We start from the raw sequence: 24161 nt of genomic DNA, 5'->3' as shown, positions 1-24161 counted from the left end.
GAAAAGAGACTCATGAACACACACGCCCCATCCAACCGATTCACCCGAACCGCGCGATCCACTCGGCGCGCTCACCTCGGCGCAGCGCTCGCCGTGCCGGTGCTCCTCCTGAGCCTCGCCGCCTGCGCCCCCGCGTCGAAATCCGCCGGCGGTTCGACGAGCCCCGATAAGTCGACCGCGGGCTCCTTCGAAGACAAACGTTTCGACTGGGAATTGAAAGTCACCCAGTGTCTGAGAGACGAAGGGATCGAGATCACCGACCCAGACAAGGAAAAGGGAGTCGGCGAGTTCGTTCAGGACGATGCCTTCACAGCGGCATTCAAAGTCTGCTCGGAGAAGATCGGAGACCCCCCTCTTCCAGAGAATCGCGCGAGTGATGAGGAGATGTTCCAGGAGTCGCTCAAAGCGACGAAGTGTCTGCGCGAGAACGGGGTCGACATCGCTGACCCGCCGCCCGAGGGGGGCGTGCACCTGCCTGACGTGGAGATCCCCGAGTCGGTGCTGGAGAAGTGTCTCTGATGCGGCGTCGCTGGATCCTCGGCGTGGCGCTCGGCGCAACGATCGCGGTGGCCGGAGGCGCAGCCTGGGTGCTGTGGGGGTCGCAGACCGCACCATCCGCATCGGGTACGTCGGACGAACACTCACGCGCGGTCGCCACGGCCCCGGTCATTCACGGCTCAGTGGCTCAGGAAACCCAGTTGAGCGGCACGCTGCAATTCTCGGACCAACACGCCATTCTGGCCGGGCTCTCCGGTGTCGTGACCGGGCTGCCCGCGGTGGGAGCGACAATCGGGCTCGGCCAGACCCTCTTCACGGTGAGCAACCGGCCGGTGGTTCTGTTCCACGGCGGGTTGCCGGTGTGGCGCTCGTTCGAGCGGGGGATGGACCCCGGCCCCGACGTGGCACAGCTCGAACAGAACCTCGCGACGCTCGGCCACTTCACGGGTGACGTCGACGCGGAGTTCACCGCCGCGACGGCGCGGGGGATCAGTGCGTGGCAAAAGGCCTCCGGGCAGCCCGCCACCGGAAGCCTCGAACGGGGTTCCGTCGTGTTCAGCTCCGGTGACATCCGAGTCGCTTCACTGACGTCGGCGATGGGGGCCGAGGTCGGCGCCGCCAGCGAGATCATGACCGCGTCAGCGGATCTGAAGATCGTGATGGTCGATGTGAAACTCTCGGATCAGGCACTGGCGATCGTGGGTGCCGCAGTGACCGTCGTCGCGCCCAACGGCACACCGATCGCGGGCTCGGTGAGCAGTGTCGGCCCGCCGGTCGAAAAGACTCAGCAAGACGGGGGCGGTGCGGCAAAGATCGTGATCCCGGTGGTCATTGCGCTCGACGACCAGGCAGCAATCGCCGAGTTCCAACGGGCGTCGGTGACGGTGACGTTCTCCAGCGTGGCCAGCGACAGCGTGTTGACGGTTCCGGTGGAGGCGCTGATCGCATTGGACGACGAGCTGTTCGGCGTCGAGGTGGTTGTCGGCGACGCTCCACCGGCCCGGGTTCCTGTCACAACGGGACTCTTCGCCGCCGGCCGAGTGGTGATCGCGGGCGAGGGGATCGCCGAGGGTGTCGTCGTTGTGGTGCCGGAACGATGAGTGAGCTCGGTGCCACTCTCGAGGAGGCGCTGCACCCGGACCTCGTCGAGCGGCCGGCCGTATTCATCCGGCCGGAACCCGTGATCCGGCTCGAAGATGTCGGGCGCGAGTACGGCAGCCCTCCGGTTCATGCGCTGCGCGGCGTCAGCCTCACAGTCGACCGGGGCGAGTTCGTGGCCATCGTGGGGCCGAGCGGGTCGGGCAAGTCGACCATGCTCAATCTCATTGGCACGCTCGACCGGCCGAGTAGCGGCCGGGCGTTCATCAACGGCACGGATGTGCTTGACCTGTCCGACAGGGAGCTGTCCGCGCTCCGCGGCCACAGCATCGGGTTCGTGTTTCAGCAATTCCACCTCAGCGAGGGAGTGTCGACACTCGACAACGTGGCCGACGGCCTGCTCTACGCGGGAGTGCAGCGCGGAGAACGCCGGATCAGGGCGCGTCAGGCGTTGGAACGCGTGGGCCTCGGACACCGGCTCACGCACAAGCCCAGCCAGCTCTCCGGCGGCGAACGGCAACGGGTGGCGATCGCCCGGGCGGTGGTTGGGGATCCGCCACTGTTGCTCGCCGACGAGCCGACGGGAAATCTCGATTCACGTTCGGGTGAGAGCATCGTCGAATTGCTCCACGACTTGAACCGGGCGGGAACCACCGTCGTGGTGATCACCCACGATGCGGCGTTGGCGGAGCGTCTGCCGCGCCAGATCGCGATCAAAGACGGCCGGCTGATCTCCGACACCGGGTTGTCCGGCACCCGCTTGTCTGACACCGGCGCCTCGGACATCCGCTCGTCCGACACGCACCCAGGCGACAGCCCGGTCATCGAACGGAGAACAGAATGATCCGCAGGAGAAGGTCACGCCCCCAGGCAGGTGAGCCTCGTTCGCGGCTGCGTACCGGAGACGCGGTGCACCTCGGCTCAGCCGGTCTGCGCGCACGACCCACGCGGGCCGTGCTGTCCGCGCTCGGTATCGCCATCGGTATCGCCGCCATGATCGCGGTGGTGGGCATCTCGGCGTCGAGCCAGCAGCGGCTCACCTCGCAACTCGAGGCACTCGGTACGAATCTGTTGACCGCACAGGCGGGGGAGAGCGGCGGGACGACGATCCCGTTTCCCTCGGATGCGTCGGCTCGAACCGAGCGGATCCCGGGCGTCGAGGCAGCGTCGGCAACGGCCGAGCTCGACACGATCCGGGTGTACCGCAATAGCTTCATCGATCCAGGGCTCACCGCCGGGTTGAGTGTTCGCGCCGCTGAGCTGAATCTGCTCGACGTGATCGGCGGTCGTGTCGTCACCGGGGACTGGCTGAATCAGGCAACCGCTAGTTTTCCGGCGGTCGTGCTCGGCGATACCGCCGCGAGCAGGCTCGGCGTCACCTCGGTGGGAACTCAGGTGTGGCTCGGCGATCGCAACGTCACCGTGGTCGGAATCCTCGCCCCGGTGGCGCTCGCCTCGGAGGTCGACAGTGCCGTCCTGATCGGGACCACTGTCGCGGTCAGCGACTTCGGTCACACCGGGCAACCGACCACCCTCTACGAGCGTTCGACGGATGCCTCGGTGCCGCGGGTGCGCACGCTACTGGGTCCGAGCATCCAGCCGGAAGCACCCGGGTCGGTGTCGGTGTCGCGCCCCTCGGACGCACTGGCCGCGAAGAACGCCGCCGATGAAGCATTCACCGGGTTGCTCTTGGCCCTCGGGTCGATCTCACTGCTCGTCGGTGGCATCGGAGTGGCCAACACCATGGTCATCTCGGTGCTTGAACGGCGGCGGGAGATTGGACTTCGCCGCGCGCTCGGAGCGACTCGAGGGCACATCAGGGTGCAGTTCCTCGCCGAAGCGTTGCTCCTGTCAGCACTCGGCGGGGTGGCCGGAGCCGGACTCGGCGCGGCCGTCAGCACCGGCATTGCGCTCGGCAACGGCTGGGTGCCGGTGGTGCCTCCGTTTGTGCTGGTCGGCGGGGTGCTGGCCACCCTGATCATCGGTGGTCTCGCCGGTCTCTACCCGGCCATCCGGGCGGCGAGAACCCCACCGACGGTCGCGCTCAACAGCTAAAGGGTGTCTATTGCCCGGGGGCACGGTACGACGGGGTCTTCTGGGCGGCCTCGTCGAGATCCTCCGGGGTCATCAGCGGTGTGAGGTGCATGTTCACGGTGCCCGTCGAATTGATCAGGAGCGAGAGGGCGGCGGCGTCGGCTTGATTCGGGATCTCGAAGACTCCGAGCGCGTCGGTCTCACCGAATGCATAGTAGAAGCATTCGAGCGTGCCTCCCGCCGACTTGAGGGCTTCGACAACCGCCTCGCGGCGCCGGGTTCCGCCTTCGCGCAGCAGGCCCCTGATGCCGTCGCCCACATAGTTCGCTTCGAACAGATACTTGGTCATGATCTTTTCCTGTTCCGTGAGGTCCAGGAGATGAGCATCCAAGATGCCCGGCACCCACTGGGGTGAGGTCCCGGAGCCGATCCCCGCAGTGGGCCTGGGCACAGCGTAGGCCCGACTCGTCGACCTGACAACGCACGACCGGGAGAGCTCGCGCAGGGGTATCGTCGCTCGATGCGACACCGGCGTGAGCGTAGGGTCGACCGTCGGCTAGTCGCTGAGGATCTCGCTCAGCAGCACCTCAATGCGCCGCTTGATGTCGTCGCGAATCGGGCGAACGGCCTCGATGCCCTGCCCGGCCGGGTCGTCGAGCTGCCAGTCTTCATAGCGCTTGCCGGGGAAGATGGGGCAGGCGTCACCGCAACCCATCGTGATGACGACATCCGAGTCACGCACCGCCTCGGTGGTGAGCACCTTGGGGATGTTGTCGGCGATGTCGATGCCGTCTTCGGCCATGGCGGCGATAGCGACCGGATTGATCTGGTCTTTCGGCTCCGACCCGGCCGACAGCACGTCGACGCGACCGCCGGAGAGCGCCTGCAGGTAGCCGGCGGCCATCTGCGAACGGCCGGCGTTATGAACACAAACGAAGAGAACTGTGGGCTTTTCGGACACGTCGTGTGCTTCTTTCGCAAGGGGGTCGGGGGTGGCGGCGGAGCGAGCGAAGCGATGATCGCGGGCTCCCGCATCCGCTGATCAAAATCGTAGGAACTATATTGACGATTGTCAATATAGTTGTCATGATGTTCAGATGACGATGACCGAACTACTCCCTGTGACTGATGTGACCGCGTGCTGCGAGCCGCTCACTCGCGAGTCTCTCAGCGCGCAGAATGCGCAGAGTTTGGCCGGTTCGCTCAAGGCTTTGGCCGACCCGGCCCGGCTACGTCTGGTCTCAATGGTCGCCGCGGGCGACGGCGGCGAGGCCTGCGTCTGTGACCTCACCGAGCCGCTGGGCCTCTCGCAGCCGACGGTCTCGCACCACCTCAAAATTCTGGTGGATGCCGGATTTCTCACCCGCGAGAAGCGGGGGCTCTGGGCCTATTACCGCCTCGTGCCCGGCGCGTTGGACTCCATCAGCCGGCTACTCATCACGATCTAGCGCCGCACCCACCACCTCAGGTTTCAACTCCCAGGAGCACACGCATGACTATCGCCGAACTTTCCCTCGCGACTGCCCCGGCCCCTGGGCGGGCCTCGTTCGACCGCCTCGCCGGCCTGCCCGTTGCCGTCATCGGCGCCGGCCCCGTCGGATTGGCCGCCGCAGCGCAACTGCTCGAACGCGGGCTCGACGTGGTCGTGTTCGAATCCGGTGCCTCGGCCGGATCCGCCGTGCAGTCCTGGGGTCACACCCGCCTGTTCTCCCCGTGGGACGTGCTCGTCGACGAGGCTGCCGCGCGGCTGCTCGACAAGGCCGGCTGGGAAGCCCCGGCGGCCAAACGACTGCCGTATGGGCGCGATCTGGTCTCCGACTATCTCGTTCCGCTTTCGGAGACCCCGGAACTCGCCGCGCGCATCCGTTACGACAGCCGAGTGACGGCCGTCTCCCGGCAGGGCATGGACCGCACCCGCTCGAACAACCGCGGCTCGGTGCCATTTCTGCTGCGGGTGCAGTCCTCGACCGGCACCACGGAGCAGCTCGCCCGCGCGGTCATTGATGCCTCGGGCACGTACTCGACGCCGAACGGCCTGCTCTCGAGCGGTCTGCAGCCGTCCGCGGTCTCCGATGTCTCCGGGAATGTGACGCACGCCCTCCCCGACGTTCTCGGCGCCGACCGTGCCCGGTTCGCCGGCAAGCACACCCTCGTGGTTGGGGCCGGTCACTCCGCGGCGAACACACTGCTCAAGCTGGCACAGCTCGCCGACGCAGTGCCCGGAACCACCATCACCTGGGCCGTGCGCTCGGTGAGCCCGGTGCGCGTCTTCGGCTCGGCGAACGATGAACTCGCCGCCCGTGGACAGCTCGGCAGTGCGGTGCACGATCTGGTTCGCGCCGGAACAATTGCCCTGGTCGACCGGTTCGAAATCGACGACGTGCTGCCCGCTTCTGACGGGCGCGTCGAGGTCATCGGGCGTCGTCGCCGGGAGCTGGCTTCGATTGAAGCGGATGTCGTCGTGAACGCGACGGGGTTTCGTCCTGACCTCGACATCCTGCGCGAAATGCGCCTGAGTCTGGATGAGATTGTCGAGGCGCCGACGCGGCTCGCGTCGCTCATCGACCCGAACTTGCACAGTTGTGGAACCGTCTACCCGCATGGTGTCGACGAGCTTGCCCATCCCGAACCGAACTTCTACATCGCCGGCATGAAGAGCTACGGTCGGGCGCCGACCTTCCTACTGCTGACCGGGTATGAGCAGGTGCGTTCGATCGCTGACGAGCTTGCCGGCAACACGGAAGCAGCGCGCATTGTGCAGCTCGTTCTGCCCGAGACGGGTGTGTGTTCGACGGCGCTTCCGACGAGTGACGGAACGCTTCCGGTCGAGGCCGCGACTTCTGCTGCAGCTATCCCGACCAGGGTGCCCTAGAGGCTAGACGGCCTGCGCGAAACCGAGCGAGGCATCCGCCAGTGACTTGAGATTCTCGGGAATATCCCGGCCCTTCGCCTGCATCGATTGTGCCCAGAGCCGGCCGGCCCGATACGACGACCGCACGAGCGGCCCGGCCAACACCCCGAGGAAGCCAATCTCTTCGGCCTCGGTCTTGAGCTCAACGAACTCGTCGGGGCGCACCCACCGGTCCACCGGCAGGTGCCGGGGAGTGGGCCGCAGATACTGGGTGATCGTGATGATGTCGGTTCCCGCATCGTGCAGGTCCTGTAGCGCCTGGGTGATCTCGGCGCGTTCCTCGCCCATGCCGAGGATCAGGTTGGACTTGGTGATGAGCCCCGCACTGCGGGCCTGCGTGAGAACGTCGAGGGACCGTTCGTAGCGGAAGGCGGGCCGGATGCGTTTGAACAGCCGCGGGACGGTCTCCACGTTGTGCGCGAACACCTCGGGCCGGGAGGAGAACACCTCGGCGAGCAGATCGGGGTTGCCCGAGAAATCGGTGGCCAGGATCTCCACCCCGGTGCCCGGGCTCTGGGCGTGAATCTGCCGCACGGTCTCGGCATGGAGCCACGCACCCTCGTCGGGCAGATCGTCCCGGGCGACGCCCGTGACGGTCGAGTAGCGCAGATTCATTTTCACGACGGATTCGGCGACCCGGCGCGGTTCATCGGTGTCGTACTGTGCCGGTTTGCCCGTATCGATCTGACAGAAATCGCAGCGCCGGGTGCACTGGGCACCACCGATCAGAAACGTCGCTTCCCGGTCTTCCCAGCACTCGTAGATATTCGGGCAGGCCGCTTCCTGGCACACCGTGTGCAGGTCTTCGCTTTTCACCAGGTTGTGCAGCGCGCGATACTCGGGGCCCATCCGGGCCTTGGTTTTGATCCACTCGGGCTTGCGTTCGATCGGGGTTTCGGTGTTGCGGATCTCGAGGCGCAGCATCTTGCGCCCATCGGGTGCTGCGCTCATGCGGAGACCTCGACGGGTGTGTTCTTGTTGGCAGTGTTCTCGACGGTCGTATTCGTGACGGCCGCGTTCTCGAGGTCTGTGCCAGTGGTGTGTGTGTTGTGGATCGCGGCGGCGAAGCGCGCCTGGATCAGCGGGACCACGTCGGCCGGGTCGACCGTGCGACCCAAGACCTGGCTGATTGAGGTGATGCCGGCATCGCGAATCCCACACGCGACAATGTGCTCATAGGCATCGAAGCTGTTCGAACAGTTCAGGGCGAACCCGTGCATCGTGACGCCGTCAGCGACACGGATGCCGATGGCGGCGATCTTCTCGTCACGGCCGTCCCGCGAAATCCACACTCCGGATCGTCCGCGGACTCGTTGCCCGTCGACGCCGAGTTCGGCGAGAACGTCGATCAGCAGGCCCTCGAGCCGCCGCACATAATCGACCACATCGATGGGGTCCGGCAGCCGCAGGATCGGGTAGCCGATCAGTTGGCCCGGGCCATGCCAGGTGATCTTTCCTCCGCGGTCCACGTCGATGACTTCGAGGCCATTCGTGGGCCGTTCGGAGTCATCCGTGCGTCTCCCCGCGGTATAAACCGAGGGGTGCTCAAGGAAAATAACGGTATCGGGCGCCAGCCCAGAGACCACAGACGCATGTGTTTCACGCTGTAGTTCTAGGGCCTGAAGATACGGCACGGAGTTGGCGCTTAGCCCCGCGACGACATAGTCGACCATGCGTGAAGTCTACGGGGCGCGCACCCGGCTAGCTGTCGAAGCCGGCGATCCGCTTCATCGCAGCCACCCGAATCAAGTCGGCCGGGTCGGCGATCACCTGGTGGTTGAGGTAGAAACCCTCGAACCACGCGAGCACTTCAGATTCGGGCAAACCGACCGCCGTCCAGTCGATGCCCGGTTCGGCCGCGGATGCCGGGTGTCCGGTTCCGAGATCCAGCCACGCCTTCGCGATCGGCACATCCGCCGGTTCGTCGTTCGGAGACCAGAGCAGCGCGATCGGCTCATCGGGACCATCGAGGTGTTCGTGGTCGACCTGGCCGGCGCCCAGCCAGGGGAGCATGAGCAGGTCGCCCTCCACCTCGACCTCGACGATCTCGAGGGGAACCGGCTCATAGTCGCGAGCGTAGACAGGCAAGCCGATGTCGCACCATTCCGCGGCTTCGTCGATGTTGTCGAGCAGTTCGGGAAGGATCGGCAGCACGTGGGCGATGTGAATCGTCGCCCAGGCGAGGAGAGCGTCGGTGTCTTCGTCCGACCACGGGCTTGCATCCGCGTGTTCCCCGGCCGCGCCGTGGAAGTGGTGCTCAAGCCTGTCGTTACTGACCTCGAGGTGAAGCTGCCCGTCGGCGAACTCAAGGTAGAACGCAGCGATCTCGCTGCCGCCGTCTTCGAGCAACTCGACATCGAATTCAGGATGCACAAATCGCGCGGGAAGAGGCGGGCCGCCGACCGGGAGAGGGCCGAGGTCGAGCACAGCGCGGAACGTTTTCGCCGGGAGGCGCAGAGTGGGGTCGGTCACCACGTCGAGAATACTGCACATGACGCTGGAGCGCGTTGACCGACCACATTCACCGAGGTCCCGATGGGGGAGAGCTAGCGGCGAACCGCTTGGAGCTTTCCGTAGGCGCGCATCAGCTGCGGTACCACCAGGTACACGGCGATCGGAACGACCACAATCGAGAGTACGAACGCGCGCAGCACCGGATTCCACTCGCCCGCAAACGGCGCGATGGCATAAAAGCCGAGCGACACGAGCGGGAAGATGGCGATCCACGTGATGACTGCCTTCGCATGGATCGACGGGGGACGGGTGGCAGTGGCGTTCATGGCGCCGGGCTGGGAGGTGGGCTGGGACATGAGGGTTCCTTACGGGGTGAGGGGCTTAGTAGTTGAGAGTGGTGGCCACCACCTCTACAACGACGGTGCCACCACAAGCCAGAAATCTGGGACTTCTGTTGCTGAAACCGGGACGTCGTGTTTCGATGGTCTGATGAGTGCCACGCAACGCATCGCGACAGAGCTGAACCAGATCGCGCCGCGGGTGCGTCGCATCCGTCAGAAGAAGAATCTGACTCTCGACGACCTCGCCAAGGCCACCGGGATCTCAAAGAGCACCCTGTCGCGACTTGAATCCGGGCAGAGAAAACCGAGCCTGGAACTCCTGCTTCCGATCGTCGCGGCGTTGGCCGTGCCTCTGGACGAGATCGTCACCTCGCCGAGAATCGAAGACCCTCGTGTACCGCTCAAGCCGACCCGAACCGACGGGCGGATCCTCACTCCGCTCTCCCAGCACCACGGCGAGCCGCAGGCCTACAAGATCACGATCCCCGCGTCGGAGCGCGAAGTCGACCTACGAACGCATACCGGGTACGAATGGATCTACGTTCTCTCCGGCCGGCTCCGCCTCGTGCTCGGCGAACACGACATCGTGCTCGGCGCGGGCGAAGCCGCAGAGTTCGACACACGGAATCCGCACTGGTTCGGATCGGCAGGTGGGGCTCCGGTGGAGATTCTGAGCATGTTCGGGAAGCAGGGACAACGCATCCATCTGCGCGCTCGGTCCAGCGCCTCGCGGAGTTAGTGGCGCCGACGAGCTGGGTTGTTTGCAGGCGCGGAGGGCGACTCCGCGCCTGCGACGTGGCCCCGGCTACGCGGTGGTGGCCGTGGTCGTGACCGCCGGCGCGGTGGCGTTCATCAGCGGGGCGTCATCCGTGCTGCGGAAGGTCCACCAGACGGCGACAAGCGCGAAGATCCCGACGCCGCCGTAGATGATTCCGGTGATGCTCCCAACCATCGCCGAGCTGCCGTGGCCGATGGCGAAGGTGGCGAAGTCCCAGAACGCGTGCAGCAGCATCGCCCAGATCAGCGATCCCGTCGTGCGGCGCAGGATGTAGAAGATCGTGCCACCGAGGAAGGCGAAGAAGACCTGCCCGGTGGTGGGAAGGAAGCCCTGGCCGCCGAACACATTAATGTAGTGCATCAGCGCGAAGCAGGCGGTACTGATCAGCCAGACCCACACTTCGCTCAGGCGACTGCGCAGGGCCACCAGGAGCAACCCGCGCGTGGTCAGTTCTTCGGTGAAGCCCACCAGCAGCAGTACGATCGACGCGGCCAGGAACGCCAGGTCGAACGAGCCCCAGTCGGTGAGAGCGAGATTTACAAGGAGCAGCACGGCCATCAGGATCGGCGCGATGATCGGCCACCGATGTGCACTGACCGCACTGTCGAACAGGGCGGGCCGCCACCAGCCGAGCAACGTCGTCGTGATCGCCAGCAGCACGGTTCCGACGACGAGGGAGAAGCCGACGCCCCAGAACAGATTCGAGCCGCTCTCGCCGAGGGCCGTGTATGGCACGTTCGAGAACTGCTGGAAGGCAAACATCAGAAGCGCGTATCCGACCCAAATAGTGAAACCGATCCACACCTTGGGCTGAACTCTCAGAGCTGTCGTCATTGCTAAATGCTCCCATACCTGACCGGCGTACCGGCGGCGTGGGCGCTCGACCTCGCCGAATCATCGCGCGCGAATTATTCTAGCGCTAGAGTAATCGCATGTCCCCGACCCTGACCGACGCCGAGCTGACCATTCTCGGGCTCCTCTCCGAGAGTCCCCGACACGGGTATGAGCTCGAGAAGGTGATTGACGAGCGCGGTGTGCGCAACTGGACCGCGCTCGGTTTCTCGTCGATTTACTACCTGTTCGACAAGCTCGCCAAGCGGGGACTGATCGAAGCGGCGGGGCCGGTCGGGCCGGGAAAATCACGAGCGACATTTCGACTGACGGCAACGGGCCACGAGCTCTACGTCGCCGCCTCGCTCGATGCCCTCGCCTCGCTGGAGCCGTTGCGGGCTCGAGTGCTCGTCGCCATGGCGAACGCCCCTGGCCTCCCCGACAGTGAGGTGGCGGCACGGCTCAGGGAGCGAGAAGACGCGTTGCGGACGCAACTTGCCGAGGTGCGAGCAACTCGAAGCCGGCAGCAACCGCTGCCTGCGGCGGCATCCGCGATCTTCGACTACAGCGAGACCATGCTGCTGGCCGACGCGGAGTGGACCACCCGCACAGTGGCAACGATCGAGAGGGAGATGACTATGGAAAAGTACGACGTCAAAGCGGCCAGGAAGGAGCTCTTCTCGCCGCCGTCGAAGAACTTCACGATCGTCGAGGTTCCGAGAACTCAATATCTCGCGATCGACGGGCACGGCGACCCCAACACCGCACCGGCCTATGCTGCGGCGCTCGAAGCGCTCTACGGCACCGCGTACACGCTGAAGTTCGAGAGCAAAAAGTCACTGAGCCGGGACTTCGTTGTCGCCCCGCTGGAAGGCCTGTGGCGAGCAGGCGACATGGAGGTGTTCGTGACGCGTGACAAGAGTTCGTGGGACTGGACCATGATGATCAGCCAGCCCGATTGGATCACCGAGGAGATGGTCGCTGCGGCGATCACCGCCCTGAGCGCGAAGAAGAACCTCCCGGCGCTGGACCTGCTCTCGCTGATCACCCTTGACGAAGGGATGTCGGTGCAGATTCTGCACATCGGCCCGTACGACGATGAAGCGCCGACCCTCGACCGGCTGCACCATGAGTACATCCCCGAGAACGGCCTCACCTTCAACGGCGACCATCACGAGATCTACCTCAGCGATGCGCGGCGCACGGATCCGGCCAAGCTCAAGACCATCCTGAGGCAACCCGTTCGGCCGCGCGCCCACTGATCGCCCTCCGAGATTCCACCGACGCGGATGCAGGCCTAGGCTGGCGGCGAACTGACTCACACGATCCGACCCGACCGATCGGGAGGTGGCCCTGATGACTGACCCGGCGCATCCTGCACCAGCCAGTGATGGGCGTGGTGAGTCAGCGAACGAGCGGTTCGACCGCAACTGGGAGGAGATCCTCCAGGAGCTGCGGGTGACACAAACCGGCACCCAGATCATCAGTGGCTTTCTACTGGCGATCGCCTTTCAGCAGCGTTTCAGCCAATTGAATGACCGTCAGGTCACGACGTATCTGGCCCTCGTCATACTCGCTGCGTCGGCGACCGCCGTCGGCCTGGCGCCGGTGAGCCTGCACCGCACCCTCTTTCGACGTCACCAGAAGGAGCGCGTCGTCGTGATCGGCGACCGACTCCTGCGGGTGACGCTTCTGCTGGTGGCGCTGCTCACCGGCGGCGTGGTGATGTTCATCTTCGACGTGGTGACCAGCCTCCTTGCCGGAATCATCGTGGGCACGGTGATCTTCGCGCTGCTCCTCTTCGTGCTTGTGGTGCTTCCTCGGTCTGCCCGTCATCGCATCCCGAGTCAGTAGGCGCCGCGGCACCATCTGGTCCTCCATGTCTCGACACGTCACCCTCGTGAGATCTGGATTGCGCGCGTACCGTGTGAGAAACGAAGCAGTCCCCGCGATCCGGTTACTGGGTCGCGGCTCGCGCACAGAATCACCGACGAGGAGACATGATGAGTTCAACGGACGACAGCCAGATTGGTTCGGTCGCGGACGCGGCCGCCGGGATTCTCCGTGATACCGGGAAAAAGGCCTCGAACATCGCCGACGATGTCTCATCGGCGGTGGGGGACGCCACGTCGCGGGTCACCGAGGCGGCTTCCGAGGCGCGGTCACAAGCTCAGCACTCCCTGGACGAGTCCAAGGGATTCGTTCACCGTCAGCTCCGCGAACGGCCTGGTGCCGTCTTGGCCTGCGTTGCTCTCGTCGCCTTTGTGCTGGGCATGTCAATGGGCCGCAAGTCGACGCGATGAAGTCGCCGGGTTTTCCGGCTGAATAATCCGACCTCGGCTCCGCTCGGCTCCGCGTGCGTTGGCACAGTACAGCGCGGGCTGTATTGTTCTCGTATGCTCACAGTCGCTTCCCGCCTCGACGTCATGAACCGGCTGGGCCGGGCGATGGCCGACCCCACGCGGTCCCGCATCCTGATGGTGCTCGTGGACGGCTCCACCTACCCGGCTGCGTTGGCGGAAACGCTGGGCCTCACGCGCCAGAACGTCTCCAATCACCTGACCTGCCTGCGCGACTGCGGAATCGTCGTCGCTGAACCGGAGGGTCGGCAGACCCGCTACTCCATCGCCGACCCCCACCTCAGCATTGCCTTGACCGCATTGTTGGATGTCGTGCTCGCCGTTGACGAATCGGCGCCCTGCCAAGATGCAGCGTGCCCGGTGCCCGGATGCTGCGAGGAGACTCGATGACGGTCGCCAGCCGCCCCGAGATGTCGCAAGCTCGCAAGGAACTGCTGCACCGGCGTATCCGATGGATCGTTGCGTTCACCATCGGCTACAACCTCATCGAGGCTGTCGTGTCGGTGGTGGCCGGCTCGATGGCGTCATCGGCGGCGCTGATCGGATTCGGTCTTGACTCGCTCGTCGAGGTGCTCTCGGCGGCGGCCGTTGCCTGGCAGTTCTCTCGAGCCGACCCGGAGAAGTATGAAAAGGGAACGCTGCGTGTCATCGCGTTCGCGTTCTTTGCTCTGGCAGCCTATGTGAGCGTCAGCGCGGTGTTGTCTCTGGCCGGGGCCATCGAGCCCCAGCACAGCACGCTCGGAATCATCATCACCGCGGTGAGCGTGGTCGTGATGCCGTTCCTTTCCTGGTTCGAGCGCCGCACTGGTCGCGAACTGGGCTCTGCGACAGCAATCGCTGATTCCAAGCAGACCCTGCTCTGCACATATCTCTCGGCTGCGGTTCTGATGGGGCTTGTTCTCAACTCGACGCTGGGGTGGAGTTGGGCTGACCCGATTGCGGCCTTGGTCATCGCGGTGTTTGCCATTCGGGAGGGAATCGAAGCCTGGAAGGGTGACACCTGCGCCACCCCGGTCGGCATGCTTCTCGAGGATGGGGAGCACGCTGAGGCGTCTCACCACGGCGAGTGATGCGAATGAATCACGAGGAGAGACCACAAGCGAGCGTGGGGGAGTCCGACGAAATCGAACTCCCTGGCGGCGGAACGACGACAGTCGTGAAGGTGGGCGACTCCGTGCGCCGGCCGACCCGGTACTGGACTCCGGCGGTTCACCTTCTTCTGACACATGTGGCCGAGCACGGGTTCCGCGGTTCTCCGCGCGTGCTCGGCACGGATGCCCAGGGGCGCGAGATGCTCGAATTCGTTCCCGGCGACGTCGGAAACTACCCGCTCTCGGCATCCGTGCGCAGTGAAACGGCGCTGGTCACGGCTGCACACCTGCTTCGCGAGTTTCATGGCGTCACCGTCGACCGCGCAGAAACGGGTCTCGCCGGTCTTCAGCACGACCCCCTCCAGCCGGTCGAAGTGGTCTGCCACGGCGATTTTGCGCCCTACAACGTGGTCTTTCGTGATGGCTCGGCTGTCGCGATGATCGACTTCGACCATGCCCGGCTCGGGCCACGTGCGTGGGATGTGGCGTACGCGTTGTATCGATTCGCCCCGATGTCACTCTCGTTCGGCGCAACCGACGACTTCTCGGACAGTCGAGTGCAGGCACGGCGTGCGCGAGCGTTCCTCGACGCCTACGGCTGCGATCGTGAGTCTCGCCGTGAGGCCATCGGGATGGTGGCGCCTCGTCTCGAATGGCTCGTCTCACTGATGCGTGCGTCGGCCGCGGCCGGCGACGAGAACTTCGCCCGTCATATTGACGATGGCCATCTCGACATCTATCTCCGTGACATCGACTACATCGAAGGCAACGAGGCGATCTGGCAGAGCGTCATCGATTGACGGGTTGCTGTGCCTCTAGTTTTCTGCAGACCGTGACTGTTCGCGGAGCACCGCGATGATTTGTTCGCACGTCGGCAGCCCGTCGAACCCGTCTCCGGCCGGATAGATGCGACAGGCCAAGTCAGACGTGCGATCTGCGCCGGGGAAGGCATCGGCTCCGTTGATCAGCACGGTCGGCGAACCTGCGAAGAGCGTGCCGGCGGCGTCTTCGCTCGAGCGCAGCAACGTGGCGACGATCTCGGCATCCGTCACACCGGCGACCTCGACGGCACGACGCATGCGCACCTGCACCTCATCGGAGTTCGGGCAGTCGTCGATGTGCAGGATTTCGATCTTCATGCTTCTATTCTTGTCGCGTCGAGCCATCCCGCCGATCCCGGGGTGCCGTCAGAATCGGATGTTACGGTGTCAGGTGTGACAGAACCACCCGGCAGAGTTCTCATTCGCAGTCAACTGCCGACCGGACTGGACGCCAATGAATAAGGGCCCTCGAGCTCGGATTTCCTTACCGGATGCCCGCTACTTCGCGGTGACGTGGGGCATCCCAGAAAACTACGGCGGAATGACGAGTGTGCTGCTTCAGCGCTCCCGTGCCTTCGCTCAGCTTGCCGGCAAGGCCGTCGAGATTCTCACGTTCGATGGCAACCCCGACTACCCGACGGTGGAGCAGAACTTGCGTGAGCGAGGTGAGCTTGTGCCAGCCATGAAACTGGTCAATCTCTGGGACTGGTTGCGCGAGCACGAAACGCCATCGAGCGCGCCGGGTTCACTCGCGCTCAACAAGCATCCGTTTACTCCGCTCGAGAGCAGTCTTGGCTTCGCATCCGCGGCGCGGGACGGGCGCGAACTCACCCGCACCCGGTTCTCCGACGACCGGAGCACAGTGCTTCAAGTTGACTATTTCAGGCTCGATGGAACACTTCTGGCCAGCGATCGACGCGACGTTCACCAGCCGGGAATCCTCGGCGGCCGCTCCGTCGTGCTCTGCGATAGCACCGGTCAGCCAGTGCGATCGTGGGGTTCGATCTGGGGCCTCTATCGGTTCTGGCTCGATCGGCTGCGCGGAGGCATCCTCTCGATCATGATCATCGACAGTAAGACTTCGGCACGCTTTATGCTCGGCTACCGGCGTGCCGATGCGCTCACCATTCATGTGATCCACGGCACACATGTCTCCGACGGCGACACCGGAGTCATCCGAGCCTCGCGCACCGCTGTCATCGACAACCTCGACGGATTCGATTCTGTCGTCGTACTCACCCAGCGACAGAAATCAGACATTGAGCAACTTCTCGGGTCGGTTCCGAACCTGACCGTCATTCCGAACAGCACTGAACCCGAGGTAGATTCCGACACCCGGGCGCCTCGGCAGGTCGGTCATGGAGCCGTCATCGCTTCGCTCAGTCGGTTGAAGCGAGTCGACCACGCGGTGCGGTCCACCGTCGCCGCGATCGGTGCCAGCACTACTCCCGTCTCGCTCGACATCTACGGAGAGGGCGACCAGCGCGCTGCACTTGAACAGTTCATTGAACACAGTGGTGTGACGGCGTTTGTGCGATTACACGGACACGTCAACAACGCCCGCGCGCAACTCGCTTCGGCGTCGTTCCTTCTGCTGACCTCCCGATCCGAGGCGTTCGCGCTTGTGCTTCTCGAGAGCATGGCGGCAGGGTGCATCCCCATTGCCTACGACATCCCCTACGGGCCGGCAGACATCATCACCCACGGACGCAACGGGCTGCTGGTGCCCGCGGGCGACGAAGCGGCCCTGACCGAAGCGATACTGTCGCTGCAACGGATGCGCCCGGCCGGGATTGCCCGAATGCGACGGAATGCGCAGCGCACCGCCCGCCAGTATTCCGACCAAGCCGTGATCAAGCTCTGGGCGCGAGAGCTGCGGAGCAGCCTCCGGCGAAAGCTTGAGTAGGGTATCAAGTCGTAGCCGCCGTGCGGTTCCTGCGCGATTGCCTCGACCCCACCCGCTTCGAGCGCATCAGGGCTGCCTCCGGTGAATGCGGATAAGGTCAGCGGGCCCCCGATCGTCAAAGCAACGGCGCCGTTGCGAATCTGAGGAGTGTTGTGGAGAAGCATCCGCCGATCGAACCGTATGCGACGGGAATGATGGACGTCGGCGACAGTCACCAGATCTATTGGGAGACGAGCGGAAATCCTGAGGGCACCCCGGTGCTGATGCTCCATGGTGGGCCGGGCTCGGGCACGACGCCCGGAGGTCGGCGCAACTGGGACCCGGAGCAATACCTGATCGTGCAGATGGATCAGCGCAACTGCGGCCAAAGCACGCCGCTGGCGAGTGACCCACGAGTCAGTCTCGACACCAACACCACGCATCACCTGATTGCGGACATCGAGCAGTTGCGCGAACAGCTCTGCGTTGATCGGTGGGTCGTCTGGGGCGGCTCGTGGGGGTGCACGTTGGCGCTCGCCTACGCCGAAACTTTTCCCGAGCGCGTGCGCGCTCTCGTGCTGGTCGCCGTGACGATGACCCGCCGAAGCGACGTGCACTGGCTGTATCACGAGACCGGGCGCTATCTTCCCGAGCAGTGGGCCCGCTTTCGAGCCGGCGTCCCCCTAGTCGAACAGAATGGCGATCTCGTCGCGGCCTACAACCGGCTGCTCAACGAATCCGACGACGATGATGCCCAGCGCGATGCGGCACAGCAGTGGTGCGATTGGGAGGACGCCGCGGTCTCGCTGGAGCCCGGATGGGTGCCGAGCACTCGGTACGCGGATGCCGACTTCCGCCTGCAGTTCGCGAGGATCGTCGCTCACTACTTTCACCATGGGGCCTGGTTGGAGGAGGGGCAAATTCTGCGCGATGCCTCCCGGCTCGCCGGAATCCCCGGCGTCATGCTGCATGGGCAGCTCGACATTGGGAGCCCGGTTGACGTTCCCTGGGCTCTCGCCCAGGCCTGGCCCGACGCCGAATTGCACGTCATTGCCGAATCGGGCCACCAGGGCAGCCAGCGAATGACGCAGCTCATCCTGGAGGCGGGGCGCCGGTTCGCCGACGCGCCATAGCCCGACCGAGCGCGAACGAGGTCGCGCGACCCGAGGCAGCCGCTCTCGCAGACGACCGGATCGCGCCACCTCGGGGCATTGTGAGTAGTCCCGGCGCGGTGTATTCCGGTGGGCGCGGGGTAGAGCGCGCGCCCACCGGGATAAACCGCGCCGGGCCAGAGTGGCGGGCGCTCGCCGAACTAGAAGTGCGTACCGCCGTCGATGCGCACCTCGGTGCCGGTGACGAACGCGCCGTCGTCGCTCGCGAGCATCGCTACGACGCCGGCGACGGCCTCGGGGCCGGCGAAGCCCTGCTTGATGGCCGGGGCGAGCTTCATGAACAGGCTGAAGTCAGCATCTTCGGGCAGGCCGGGGCCCTGGCTCTGCTTGCTCTCGCCGCTGCCGTCGGTCATGCCAGACGAGATCGAGCCGGGTTGCACGGAGTTGAACCGGATGCCCTGCTTGGCGTATTCGGCGGCGAGGGCGTGCGTCATCGACTGCACGCCGCCCTTGCTGGCTGCATAGGCCGCCATGTAGGGGTGCGCGAATGCGGCCGAGGTGGAGCTGAAGTTGACGACGGCCGAGCCGTTGCCCTCGAGCAGTGCCGGGATTGCCTCACGGATCATGAGGAAGGTGCCGACGAGGTTCACGTTGATGACCTGCTGGAACGCCTCGAGCGTCGTCGAGTGCGTGTGCGACGAGCGCAGGATGCCAGCGGCATTCACGAGCACGTCGAGTCCGCCGAGCGCCTCGACGGCGGTCGCAACGGCGGCGGCCACGGATGCCTCGTCAGCAATGTTCACGACCACGGTCGTGAGGCGGTCGGCAGCGTCGCCGGCCTTGGCGACGGTGTCGGCGAGACCCGCCTCGCTGACGTCGGCCGCGACGACGTTGCCGCCCTCGGAAAGCATGCGGAGCACGGTGGCCTGGCCGATGCCAGAGCCTCCGCCGGTGACGATGGCGCGGCGTCCGGTGTAACGGTTCATGTCGTGTGACCTTTCATTCGGGAAGGAGTTGCGCTACACGTTACGCCGATGTGGCACGATGTGCCACCTATGCAGGGTATGCACAGGTGGCGCGAGCAGCGTACGCTCCTGACATGGACTCCACACCCCCGAGCCTCACCGAGCGCCGCAAGGCGACGACCCAGCTCGAGATTGCACGTGCCGCCGCGCGACTGTTCGCGGATCGGGGTGCCGCCGCGGTCACGGCCGAGGAAATCGCCCAGCAAGCGGGGGTTGCCGTGCGCACCTTCTACCGATACTTCCGCACCAAGGAAGACGCCGTGGCGCCGCTGCTCACGGTAGGCGCGGGCCACTGGCGGGCGCTCCTGGCCGCCTCGGCTCCGCAGGAGGAGCCGCTCGAGGCCCTCGAACGCACCATCGTGGAGGTACTCACCCCGCGAAGCGACGCCGACCTCGAAGGACTGCGTTGGACGCTCGGCCTGGTGCGCGCCGCCGACGAAGACCCTGACCTGCAGTTCGTCTGGTACCGCGTGAACGGCGAATCGGAGGTGCAACTGCGCGAGGTGGTCGCGACCCTGGCCGGCCCCGCTGCCGATCCCTTTGCCGTGCGTCTCATCGCGTCGGCGGCCACGGATGCGCTGCGTGTCGCCCTCGAGGCCTGCGCTGCGGCCGAAGACCCGATGTCAGATCCCGGGATGCCGGCCTTGCTCGCCATCCGCGCACTGCGCCAACTCACCCACGGCGTGGAGCTGTATCCGGTGGAAGCGGACGCCTAGAACGCCAGCATCAGCACGCCGCCGACGACCAGGACCGACGCCCCGATGCGACGGACCGCCGAATCCTCGCGCAGCACCAGTACCCCGAAGAGCGACACCAACACCACACTGACCTCCCGAATCGGAGCGACCAGTGCCACCGGCGCCAGCGTCACGGCCGTCAGGATGAGTAGGTACGACAGCGGGGAAAGCACCCCGAAGGCCAGGATGCGCGGCCAGTGGGCGCGGCAGGCGGCGAGCATCTCGTGCCGGCGACGAAGCATCCACGGGGCGTAGAGCACGAGTTCGACCAGCGTACAGCCGACCATAAACGCCACCGGCGACAAGCCCCAGGTACGCAGTGCATGCGTATCCCAAATTGTGTAGGTGGCAATGGCGACGCCCGTCAGCACCCCGAAGACGATGCTGAGATCTAGCCCCCGCCGCACACCCGGCATCGGTTTCGTTCGACCGATCAGGCCGGTGATGACCACCCCGAAGACGACGACGGCGATGCCGATACCGGCAACCAGGCTGATGTGCTCTCCGAGCAGCACCACGGCGAGGAATGAGCTCAACGCGGGTCCCGTTCCCCGTGCGGTCGCATAGACCGTCGACAACTGACCGCGCGCGTAGCCCTGCTGCAGCACCAGCATGTAGGCGACGTGCAGAACTCCGGAGACGCCGACGCCCAGAGCGAACCCCTCGACGATCTCGGGACCGCCGTCTCCGAGACCGCCGGTCAGTGGAATGAGTGGAGCCCAGATCATTGTGCTCGCCAGCGCGCCCCACCAGAGAAACGGAATCCCGATTCGGCTCACGCCGTGAGCAAGCACATTCCAGGCCGCATGGCAGACCGCGGCGGACAGGACAAGAAAGAGAACGAACGCTGACACAGAGGACCTTTCCTGCCGCGCGGAGGCGCGATACAGGGGTCCTCCAGGCTTCTATCCCTTGAGATGACGGCAGATCGATCGCGGTCGGCCGTGGCGCCGCTCGAACCAGACAGACGGTGTATCGTCCCGGAACCCTAGGCGCTATCGCGGGTGAGCGTAGCAGCAGGAAGTAAACGTCAGGGGTACGCGTTTAGACGAAGAAGCCATCGCAGAAGGTGGCATCCGCCGTTGACGCTGCCACGCTAGGCCCCCTAGATTGGGGCGGGAACCCGGGCAATGACATGACTACTCCTCCCCGCTCCCCGTCGACCGATGAGCCCACTCCGGCCTCGCCCGGCGCTGCGGTGTTCGCGGTGCTCCGTTCCCCATCGGTTTTCGTGCCGCTCGTGCTCGTATGGGCCGTTGTCGCCGCATCCGTCGCCCTCGGTCCGTATCTGTTTGCCGCACCGATCGCTCCGACCGTCGCCGGCGGATCTTTCGTCGTGATCTTGGCGGCCATCGTCGTCGCGTCGTTTGGTGTGGTTCGCGAGGCCGAGCATCTCGCTCAGGCGCTCGGCGAGCCTTTCGGCACCCTTGTTCTCACGCTGTCGATCGTTCTCATCGAGGTGATCCTGATTTCGTCGGTGATGCTCGGCCCCGCTGCATCCCCGACGATCGGCCGCGATTCCTTGTTCGCCGTGATGATGATCATCTTGAATGGCGTCATGGGTGTCGCGCTCGTGGCCGGCGGGCTGAAGTATGGCCAGCAGGCGTACAACCGGCAGGGCACATCCTCGTATCTGGCGATGATCGTCGTGCTCTCGCTGCTCTCACTCGTGCTTCCGAACTTCACCTCGTCGACTGCTGACGGCTCGCTGGTTCCTCTGCAGGCGATCGTGCTCTCGGTGCTGGCCGCCGCCCTCTACGCGTTCTTCCTCATTTTGCAGATGACGACACACCGAGACCTGTTTGTGCAGCCGGGGCTGGGCACACCACAAAAAGGTTCTCCGGCGCAGCAGTCGGCGAACGCTCCTTCCGCTCCGTCGACCGCAGCCTCGCGGATCCGACGCGCGACCCTCTTCACGCATTCCGTGCTGCTGGTGATCTTCGTGCTGCCCATCGTGTTGCTTTCGCACGACCTCGCGATCTTGCTTGATGTCGGCATCGAGCTGCTGGATGCCCCGGCCGTGCTGAGCGGCGTGCTCATCGCAGCGATCGTCTTCACCCCGGAGGCCGCGACCGCCATCCGTGCGTCGCTCGGCAATGAGACGCAGCGCACGATCAACCTCGGGCTCGGAGCCTTCGTGTCGACGGTCGGGCTCACGATCCCGGCCGTGCTCATCATCGGTCTCCTGACGGGCAAGGCGGTTGTGCTCGGTGAGTCGCCCGCGAACATGCTGCTCATCGTCACGACGCTCGTGCTGACGATCGTCACCTTCACTGCGCGCCGCACAACCAGCCTGCACGGTGCCGCGCATCTGGTGCTGTTCGGGATGTTCGTGCTGCTGAGTTTCGCTCCGTAAGGGACCTCTGCGTTGCCGGGCACGCACCGAAATGAAGCTAGCGTTGCCCCCATGGACTTCACGCGCAGGATCATTCGGAGCGGACAGCTCGACGTGGCGATCGAGACGGCCGGGCCCGAAGACGGCTGGCCGGTGCTGCTCCTGCACGGATTCCCGTTCGATCCGCACTCGTACGAAGCGGTCGCCGACGAATTGGTTGGCGCGGGAGCACGGGTCGTTGCCCCGTATCTGAGGGGGTACGGCCCGACGCGGTTCATTTCGGAGTCGACGCTTCGATCGGGCCAGCAAGCAGCGATTGGCACCGATGCCATCGACTTGATCGAGACCCTCTCCCTGGACAACCCCATCGTCGTGGGCTTCGACTGGGGTGGCCGTGCGGCCTGCATCGCGGCCGCGATCCGCCCAGAGCTCATCGGGGGACTCGTCGCGGTCGGTGGTTACGAGATTCAGGACATCGCGCGATTCAATGAGCCTGAACCGCCGCTGGAGGAGAGCCGCGGCTGGTACCAGTTCTATTTCCATGGTGAGCGAGGCCGTGCGGGCCTCGAAAAGTACCGCGGCGAACTCACCGCGCAGTTGTGGCAGGAGTGGGCGCCGGGTCGCGCGTTCTCGCCGACTGAGTTTGCACGCGCCGCGGTCGCATTCGAAAACCCCGACTTCGTCGACGTCGTCATCCACTCGTACCGTCACCGCTTCGGCCTTGTTGCCGGGGCCGAACTGTATGCCGAGCTTGAGCTCGCGCTTGCCGGCCAACCGCAGATCACCGTGCCGACCATTGTGCTCGATCCGACCGAAGACCCCATGGTGGAGCCGCAGAGCAGGGAAGCCCACGCCGAGCGGTTCACGCGACTCGTTGATCACCGTCTCGTCTCAAGCGGACACGACATGCCTCACGATGCGCCGCATGCTGTCGCTTCCGCGGTGCTGGATCTCCGGGCGTAGAAGTGATGGTCTATTCGCCGGCACCCAGCACCTGGGCAAGAGCAAGATCATCCTCCGCGCTGAGACGGGAGACCAGCATGGTCCCACCGAATGGCTGAAGCTGGCGGCCGAGTTCGCCCTCCGCGACCTCGACCGCGTAGAGCGCCAACGCCCAGTGCCGGAGCTTCATCGATTCGGTGACCCGGCGGCGGAATTTCGAGTCCACCTGGTCGTCGTGTTTCTCCCGCGCCTCGAAGACGTCACCGATGACTCCGCCGGCAGCAAACCCCAATACCGGCGCAAGTGCGAGCGACCCGAGGATGAGTCCAAATGCCGCACTCTGCACAACTCGTGCCCGGTCCGCCTTGCCAAAGGAAGCCTTCGTCATCACCACTTCACCCGCGCCATCCACGGAAATCATCGCCGCGCCGACGAGGGTGAGCACTGCGGCGTCGTTCAGTTCTTGGATACGTTCGTACGCTCCCTGAGCCTGGTCCTGGTCAGTGAAGCTAAAAATGATGAGCGTAGACATGGCGTCAGCCGAACAGCGTCCGGTCAGAGCATCGACTTGCGGCCCATGGTGAAGCCGAACAACAGAGCGATCAGCGCCGCAGTGGCCAGCACGACGACCGGGAGTTCGCGCAACTGGCGGCGTAGGAATCCCACCGATTCGTCGACAGAATCCTGAACATGCGACCCGATCTCGGGAGCCGATTGCGCGACGTGGGAGGCGACATCCACCACGGTCGCAGCGACGTCGCCAGCCGCTCCTTTCAGCTTCTCCGTTGTGTCGTGGGCGATGTCAGCGGCCGCGCCTGCGGCCGACTGGAGAGGGCTGTCCCCGGGTGAGCTCATGATGCCTCCTTTTACGTGGACTGGCGAGCGAACGGAGTCGCTGCGCGGCTGTT

The 24161-nt window shown here is 65.1% G+C and carries 30 protein-coding genes; 18 read left to right on the top strand and 12 right to left on the bottom strand.

Translation table 11 applies throughout. From position 1 onward, the window contains the following. Positions 1–12: 12 nt before the first annotated feature. From AC1DCF_RS04485 to AC1DCF_RS04470, 4 genes are all read left to right on the top strand, one after another. Positions 13–519 (top strand): hypothetical protein, encoded by a 507-nt coding sequence (locus tag AC1DCF_RS04485; protein WP_477209998.1) that lies wholly within the window; start codon positions 13–15, stop codon positions 517–519. Beyond that, positions 519–1598, top strand: coding sequence for a peptidoglycan-binding protein (locus AC1DCF_RS04480; protein ID WP_477209997.1), 1080 nt, complete (start codon positions 519–521; stop codon positions 1596–1598). The genes AC1DCF_RS04485 and AC1DCF_RS04480 overlap by 1 nt, the downstream gene beginning before the upstream one ends. Continuing rightward, positions 1595–2440, top strand: a complete 846-nt coding sequence (locus AC1DCF_RS04475) for an ABC transporter ATP-binding protein (protein ID WP_477209996.1) — start codon at positions 1595–1597, stop codon at positions 2438–2440. The genes AC1DCF_RS04480 and AC1DCF_RS04475 overlap by 4 nt, the downstream gene beginning before the upstream one ends. A gap of 65 nt (positions 2441–2505) precedes the next feature. Then, the gene (locus AC1DCF_RS04470) at positions 2506–3651 is read left to right on the top strand and encodes an ABC transporter permease (protein ID WP_477209995.1); all 1146 of its coding nucleotides are present in this window, start codon (positions 2506–2508) and stop codon (positions 3649–3651) included. 7 nt (positions 3652–3658) lie between these two features. On the opposite strand, the gene AC1DCF_RS04465 is transcribed toward AC1DCF_RS04470, so the two are convergent. Continuing rightward, positions 3659–3979, bottom strand: coding sequence for a GYD domain-containing protein (locus tag AC1DCF_RS04465; RefSeq protein WP_477209994.1), 321 nt, complete (start codon positions 3977–3979; stop codon positions 3659–3661). 207 nt (positions 3980–4186) lie between these two features. After that, a complete protein-coding gene (locus AC1DCF_RS04460; protein ID WP_477209993.1) occupies positions 4187–4591 on the bottom strand; it encodes an arsenate reductase ArsC in 405 nt (134 codons plus the stop codon). 136 nt (positions 4592–4727) lie between these two features. Here AC1DCF_RS04460 and AC1DCF_RS04455 point away from each other — a divergent pair, with 136 nt between their 5' ends. Further along, complete coding sequence (locus AC1DCF_RS04455) at positions 4728–5078, top strand: metalloregulator ArsR/SmtB family transcription factor (protein ID WP_477209992.1); 351 nt, start codon at positions 4728–4730, stop codon at positions 5076–5078. 44 nt (positions 5079–5122) lie between these two features. Then, a complete protein-coding gene (locus AC1DCF_RS04450) occupies positions 5123–6502 on the top strand; it encodes an FAD-dependent oxidoreductase (RefSeq protein WP_477209991.1) in 1380 nt (459 codons plus the stop codon). Positions 6503–6505: 3 nt separating this feature from the next. On the opposite strand, the gene lipA is transcribed toward AC1DCF_RS04450, so the two are convergent. From lipA to AC1DCF_RS04430, 4 genes are all read right to left on the bottom strand, one after another. Further along, positions 6506–7492, bottom strand: coding sequence for a lipoyl synthase (lipA, locus tag AC1DCF_RS04445; RefSeq protein WP_477209990.1), 987 nt, complete (start codon positions 7490–7492; stop codon positions 6506–6508). After that, the gene (gene lipB, locus AC1DCF_RS04440) at positions 7489–8214 is read right to left on the bottom strand and encodes a lipoyl(octanoyl) transferase LipB (protein WP_477209989.1); all 726 of its coding nucleotides are present in this window, start codon (positions 8212–8214) and stop codon (positions 7489–7491) included. Before lipB ends, lipA begins: the two co-directional genes overlap by 4 nt. A gap of 28 nt (positions 8215–8242) precedes the next feature. Further along, a complete protein-coding gene (locus AC1DCF_RS04435) occupies positions 8243–9013 on the bottom strand; it encodes a hypothetical protein (RefSeq protein WP_477209988.1) in 771 nt (256 codons plus the stop codon). A gap of 74 nt (positions 9014–9087) precedes the next feature. Continuing rightward, entirely contained in the window at positions 9088–9351 is a 264-nt protein-coding gene (locus tag AC1DCF_RS04430) for a putative antibiotic biosynthesis monooxygenase (protein ID WP_477209987.1), read from the bottom strand. A gap of 133 nt (positions 9352–9484) precedes the next feature. Here AC1DCF_RS04430 and AC1DCF_RS04425 point away from each other — a divergent pair, with 133 nt between their 5' ends. After that, on the top strand, positions 9485–10075 hold the full coding sequence (locus AC1DCF_RS04425; protein ID WP_477209986.1) for a helix-turn-helix domain-containing protein: 591 nt from the start codon (positions 9485–9487) through the stop codon (positions 10073–10075). Positions 10076–10141: 66 nt separating this feature from the next. Here the strand turns inward: AC1DCF_RS04425 and AC1DCF_RS04420 are convergent, their stop codons facing one another. After that, the gene (locus AC1DCF_RS04420) at positions 10142–10948 is read right to left on the bottom strand and encodes a lysostaphin resistance A-like protein (protein WP_477209985.1); all 807 of its coding nucleotides are present in this window, start codon (positions 10946–10948) and stop codon (positions 10142–10144) included. Between the two features lie 98 nt (positions 10949–11046). On the opposite strand from AC1DCF_RS04420, the gene AC1DCF_RS04415 reads away from it, so the two are divergent. The 6 genes from AC1DCF_RS04415 to AC1DCF_RS04390 all read left to right on the top strand — a co-directional run bounded on the left by AC1DCF_RS04415 (position 11047) and on the right by AC1DCF_RS04390 (position 15196). Then, complete coding sequence (locus AC1DCF_RS04415) at positions 11047–12207, top strand: GyrI-like domain-containing protein (protein ID WP_477209984.1); 1161 nt, start codon at positions 11047–11049, stop codon at positions 12205–12207. Between the two features lie 94 nt (positions 12208–12301). Continuing rightward, positions 12302–12799, top strand: coding sequence for a DUF6328 family protein (locus AC1DCF_RS04410; RefSeq protein ID WP_477209983.1), 498 nt, complete (start codon positions 12302–12304; stop codon positions 12797–12799). A 146-nt stretch (positions 12800–12945) separates the two neighbouring features. After that, positions 12946–13248 carry a hypothetical protein gene (locus tag AC1DCF_RS04405; protein WP_477209982.1) on the top strand — a complete coding sequence of 101 codons (303 nt, stop codon included), beginning with the start codon at positions 12946–12948 and terminating at the stop codon, positions 13246–13248. A gap of 93 nt (positions 13249–13341) precedes the next feature. Next, complete coding sequence (gene cmtR / locus AC1DCF_RS04400) at positions 13342–13695, top strand: Cd(II)/Pb(II)-sensing metalloregulatory transcriptional regulator CmtR (protein WP_477209981.1); 354 nt, start codon at positions 13342–13344, stop codon at positions 13693–13695. Beyond that, entirely contained in the window at positions 13692–14375 is a 684-nt protein-coding gene (locus tag AC1DCF_RS04395; RefSeq protein WP_477209980.1) for a cation diffusion facilitator family transporter, read from the top strand. Before cmtR ends, AC1DCF_RS04395 begins: the two co-directional genes overlap by 4 nt. A 35-nt stretch (positions 14376–14410) precedes the next feature. Continuing rightward, positions 14411–15196, top strand: a complete 786-nt coding sequence (locus AC1DCF_RS04390; protein WP_477209979.1) for an aminoglycoside phosphotransferase family protein — start codon at positions 14411–14413, stop codon at positions 15194–15196. A gap of 15 nt (positions 15197–15211) precedes the next feature. Here the strand turns inward: AC1DCF_RS04390 and AC1DCF_RS04385 are convergent, their stop codons facing one another. Beyond that, on the bottom strand, positions 15212–15535 hold the full coding sequence (locus AC1DCF_RS04385) for a thioredoxin family protein (protein ID WP_477209978.1): 324 nt from the start codon (positions 15533–15535) through the stop codon (positions 15212–15214). Between the two features lie 136 nt (positions 15536–15671). Here AC1DCF_RS04385 and AC1DCF_RS04380 point away from each other — a divergent pair, with 136 nt between their 5' ends. Together AC1DCF_RS04380 and pip are read left to right on the top strand one after the other, a co-directional pair. Further along, positions 15672–17123, top strand: coding sequence for a glycosyltransferase (locus tag AC1DCF_RS04380; RefSeq protein WP_477209977.1), 1452 nt, complete (start codon positions 15672–15674; stop codon positions 17121–17123). 152 nt (positions 17124–17275) lie between these two features. Beyond that, positions 17276–18235, top strand: a complete 960-nt coding sequence (pip, locus tag AC1DCF_RS04375; RefSeq protein WP_477209976.1) for a prolyl aminopeptidase — start codon at positions 17276–17278, stop codon at positions 18233–18235. Positions 18236–18414: 179 nt separating this feature from the next. On the opposite strand, the gene AC1DCF_RS04370 is transcribed toward pip, so the two are convergent. Next, complete coding sequence (locus AC1DCF_RS04370; RefSeq protein ID WP_477209975.1) at positions 18415–19200, bottom strand: SDR family NAD(P)-dependent oxidoreductase; 786 nt, start codon at positions 19198–19200, stop codon at positions 18415–18417. A 113-nt stretch (positions 19201–19313) separates the two neighbouring features. Here AC1DCF_RS04370 and AC1DCF_RS04365 point away from each other — a divergent pair, with 113 nt between their 5' ends. Then, positions 19314–19955 (top strand): TetR family transcriptional regulator, encoded by a 642-nt coding sequence (locus tag AC1DCF_RS04365; RefSeq protein WP_477209974.1) that lies wholly within the window; start codon positions 19314–19316, stop codon positions 19953–19955. On the opposite strand, the gene AC1DCF_RS04360 is transcribed toward AC1DCF_RS04365, so the two are convergent. Beyond that, the gene (locus AC1DCF_RS04360) at positions 19952–20830 is read right to left on the bottom strand and encodes an EamA family transporter (RefSeq protein WP_477209973.1); all 879 of its coding nucleotides are present in this window, start codon (positions 20828–20830) and stop codon (positions 19952–19954) included. The genes AC1DCF_RS04365 and AC1DCF_RS04360 overlap by 4 nt on opposite strands. Before the next feature lie 281 nt (positions 20831–21111). Here AC1DCF_RS04360 and AC1DCF_RS04355 point away from each other — a divergent pair, with 281 nt between their 5' ends. After that, positions 21112–22332, top strand: a complete 1221-nt coding sequence (locus AC1DCF_RS04355) for a calcium:cation antiporter (protein WP_477209972.1) — start codon at positions 21112–21114, stop codon at positions 22330–22332. Between the two features lie 51 nt (positions 22333–22383). Continuing rightward, positions 22384–23274, top strand: a complete 891-nt coding sequence (locus AC1DCF_RS04350; RefSeq protein WP_477209971.1) for an alpha/beta fold hydrolase — start codon at positions 22384–22386, stop codon at positions 23272–23274. A gap of 10 nt (positions 23275–23284) precedes the next feature. On the opposite strand, the gene AC1DCF_RS04345 is transcribed toward AC1DCF_RS04350, so the two are convergent. Together AC1DCF_RS04345 and AC1DCF_RS04340 are read right to left on the bottom strand one after the other, a co-directional pair. Further along, complete coding sequence (locus tag AC1DCF_RS04345; RefSeq protein WP_477209970.1) at positions 23285–23785, bottom strand: DUF1269 domain-containing protein; 501 nt, start codon at positions 23783–23785, stop codon at positions 23285–23287. A 23-nt stretch (positions 23786–23808) separates the two neighbouring features. Then, positions 23809–24108, bottom strand: coding sequence for a hypothetical protein (locus AC1DCF_RS04340; protein WP_477209969.1), 300 nt, complete (start codon positions 24106–24108; stop codon positions 23809–23811). Positions 24109–24161: the final 53 nt, after the last annotated feature.

This window comes from Leifsonia sp. 10L418 (genome assembly GCF_056395445.1).
This window is presented reverse-complemented; position numbering and strand designations above follow the sequence as displayed.

What these genes read in the sequence shown, in the direction of transcription:
- AC1DCF_RS04485 (WP_477209998.1), top strand. Translation starts at nt 13, where the DNA reads ATGAACACACACGCCCCATCCAACCGATTCACCCGAACCGCGCGATCC.
- AC1DCF_RS04480 (WP_477209997.1), top strand. Translation starts at nt 519, where the DNA reads ATGCGGCGTCGCTGGATCCTCGGCGTGGCGCTCGGCGCAACGATCGCG.
- AC1DCF_RS04475 (WP_477209996.1), top strand. Translation starts at nt 1,595, where the DNA reads ATGAGTGAGCTCGGTGCCACTCTCGAGGAGGCGCTGCACCCGGACCTC.
- AC1DCF_RS04465 (WP_477209994.1), bottom strand. Translation starts at nt 3,979, where the DNA reads ATGACCAAGTATCTGTTCGAAGCGAACTATGTGGGCGACGGCATCAGG.
- AC1DCF_RS04455 (WP_477209992.1), top strand. Translation starts at nt 4,728, where the DNA reads ATGACGATGACCGAACTACTCCCTGTGACTGATGTGACCGCGTGCTGC.
- AC1DCF_RS04450 (WP_477209991.1), top strand. Translation starts at nt 5,123, where the DNA reads ATGACTATCGCCGAACTTTCCCTCGCGACTGCCCCGGCCCCTGGGCGG.
- lipA (WP_477209990.1), bottom strand. Translation starts at nt 7,492, where the DNA reads ATGAGCGCAGCACCCGATGGGCGCAAGATGCTGCGCCTCGAGATCCGC.
- lipB (WP_477209989.1), bottom strand. Translation starts at nt 8,214, where the DNA reads ATGGTCGACTATGTCGTCGCGGGGCTAAGCGCCAACTCCGTGCCGTAT.
- AC1DCF_RS04430 (WP_477209987.1), bottom strand. Translation starts at nt 9,351, where the DNA reads ATGTCCCAGCCCACCTCCCAGCCCGGCGCCATGAACGCCACTGCCACC.
- AC1DCF_RS04425 (WP_477209986.1), top strand. Translation starts at nt 9,485, where the DNA reads ATGAGTGCCACGCAACGCATCGCGACAGAGCTGAACCAGATCGCGCCG.
- AC1DCF_RS04420 (WP_477209985.1), bottom strand. Translation starts at nt 10,948, where the DNA reads ATGACGACAGCTCTGAGAGTTCAGCCCAAGGTGTGGATCGGTTTCACT.
- AC1DCF_RS04415 (WP_477209984.1), top strand. Translation starts at nt 11,047, where the DNA reads ATGTCCCCGACCCTGACCGACGCCGAGCTGACCATTCTCGGGCTCCTC.
- AC1DCF_RS04410 (WP_477209983.1), top strand. Translation starts at nt 12,302, where the DNA reads ATGACTGACCCGGCGCATCCTGCACCAGCCAGTGATGGGCGTGGTGAG.
- AC1DCF_RS04405 (WP_477209982.1), top strand. Translation starts at nt 12,946, where the DNA reads ATGATGAGTTCAACGGACGACAGCCAGATTGGTTCGGTCGCGGACGCG.
- cmtR (WP_477209981.1), top strand. Translation starts at nt 13,342, where the DNA reads ATGCTCACAGTCGCTTCCCGCCTCGACGTCATGAACCGGCTGGGCCGG.
- AC1DCF_RS04395 (WP_477209980.1), top strand. Translation starts at nt 13,692, where the DNA reads ATGACGGTCGCCAGCCGCCCCGAGATGTCGCAAGCTCGCAAGGAACTG.
- AC1DCF_RS04385 (WP_477209978.1), bottom strand. Translation starts at nt 15,535, where the DNA reads ATGAAGATCGAAATCCTGCACATCGACGACTGCCCGAACTCCGATGAG.
- AC1DCF_RS04380 (WP_477209977.1), top strand. Translation starts at nt 15,672, where the DNA reads ATGAATAAGGGCCCTCGAGCTCGGATTTCCTTACCGGATGCCCGCTAC.
- AC1DCF_RS04370 (WP_477209975.1), bottom strand. Translation starts at nt 19,200, where the DNA reads ATGAACCGTTACACCGGACGCCGCGCCATCGTCACCGGCGGAGGCTCT.
- AC1DCF_RS04365 (WP_477209974.1), top strand. Translation starts at nt 19,314, where the DNA reads ATGGACTCCACACCCCCGAGCCTCACCGAGCGCCGCAAGGCGACGACC.
- AC1DCF_RS04355 (WP_477209972.1), top strand. Translation starts at nt 21,112, where the DNA reads ATGACTACTCCTCCCCGCTCCCCGTCGACCGATGAGCCCACTCCGGCC.
- AC1DCF_RS04350 (WP_477209971.1), top strand. Translation starts at nt 22,384, where the DNA reads ATGGACTTCACGCGCAGGATCATTCGGAGCGGACAGCTCGACGTGGCG.
- AC1DCF_RS04345 (WP_477209970.1), bottom strand. Translation starts at nt 23,785, where the DNA reads ATGTCTACGCTCATCATTTTTAGCTTCACTGACCAGGACCAGGCTCAG.
- AC1DCF_RS04340 (WP_477209969.1), bottom strand. Translation starts at nt 24,108, where the DNA reads ATGAGCTCACCCGGGGACAGCCCTCTCCAGTCGGCCGCAGGCGCGGCC.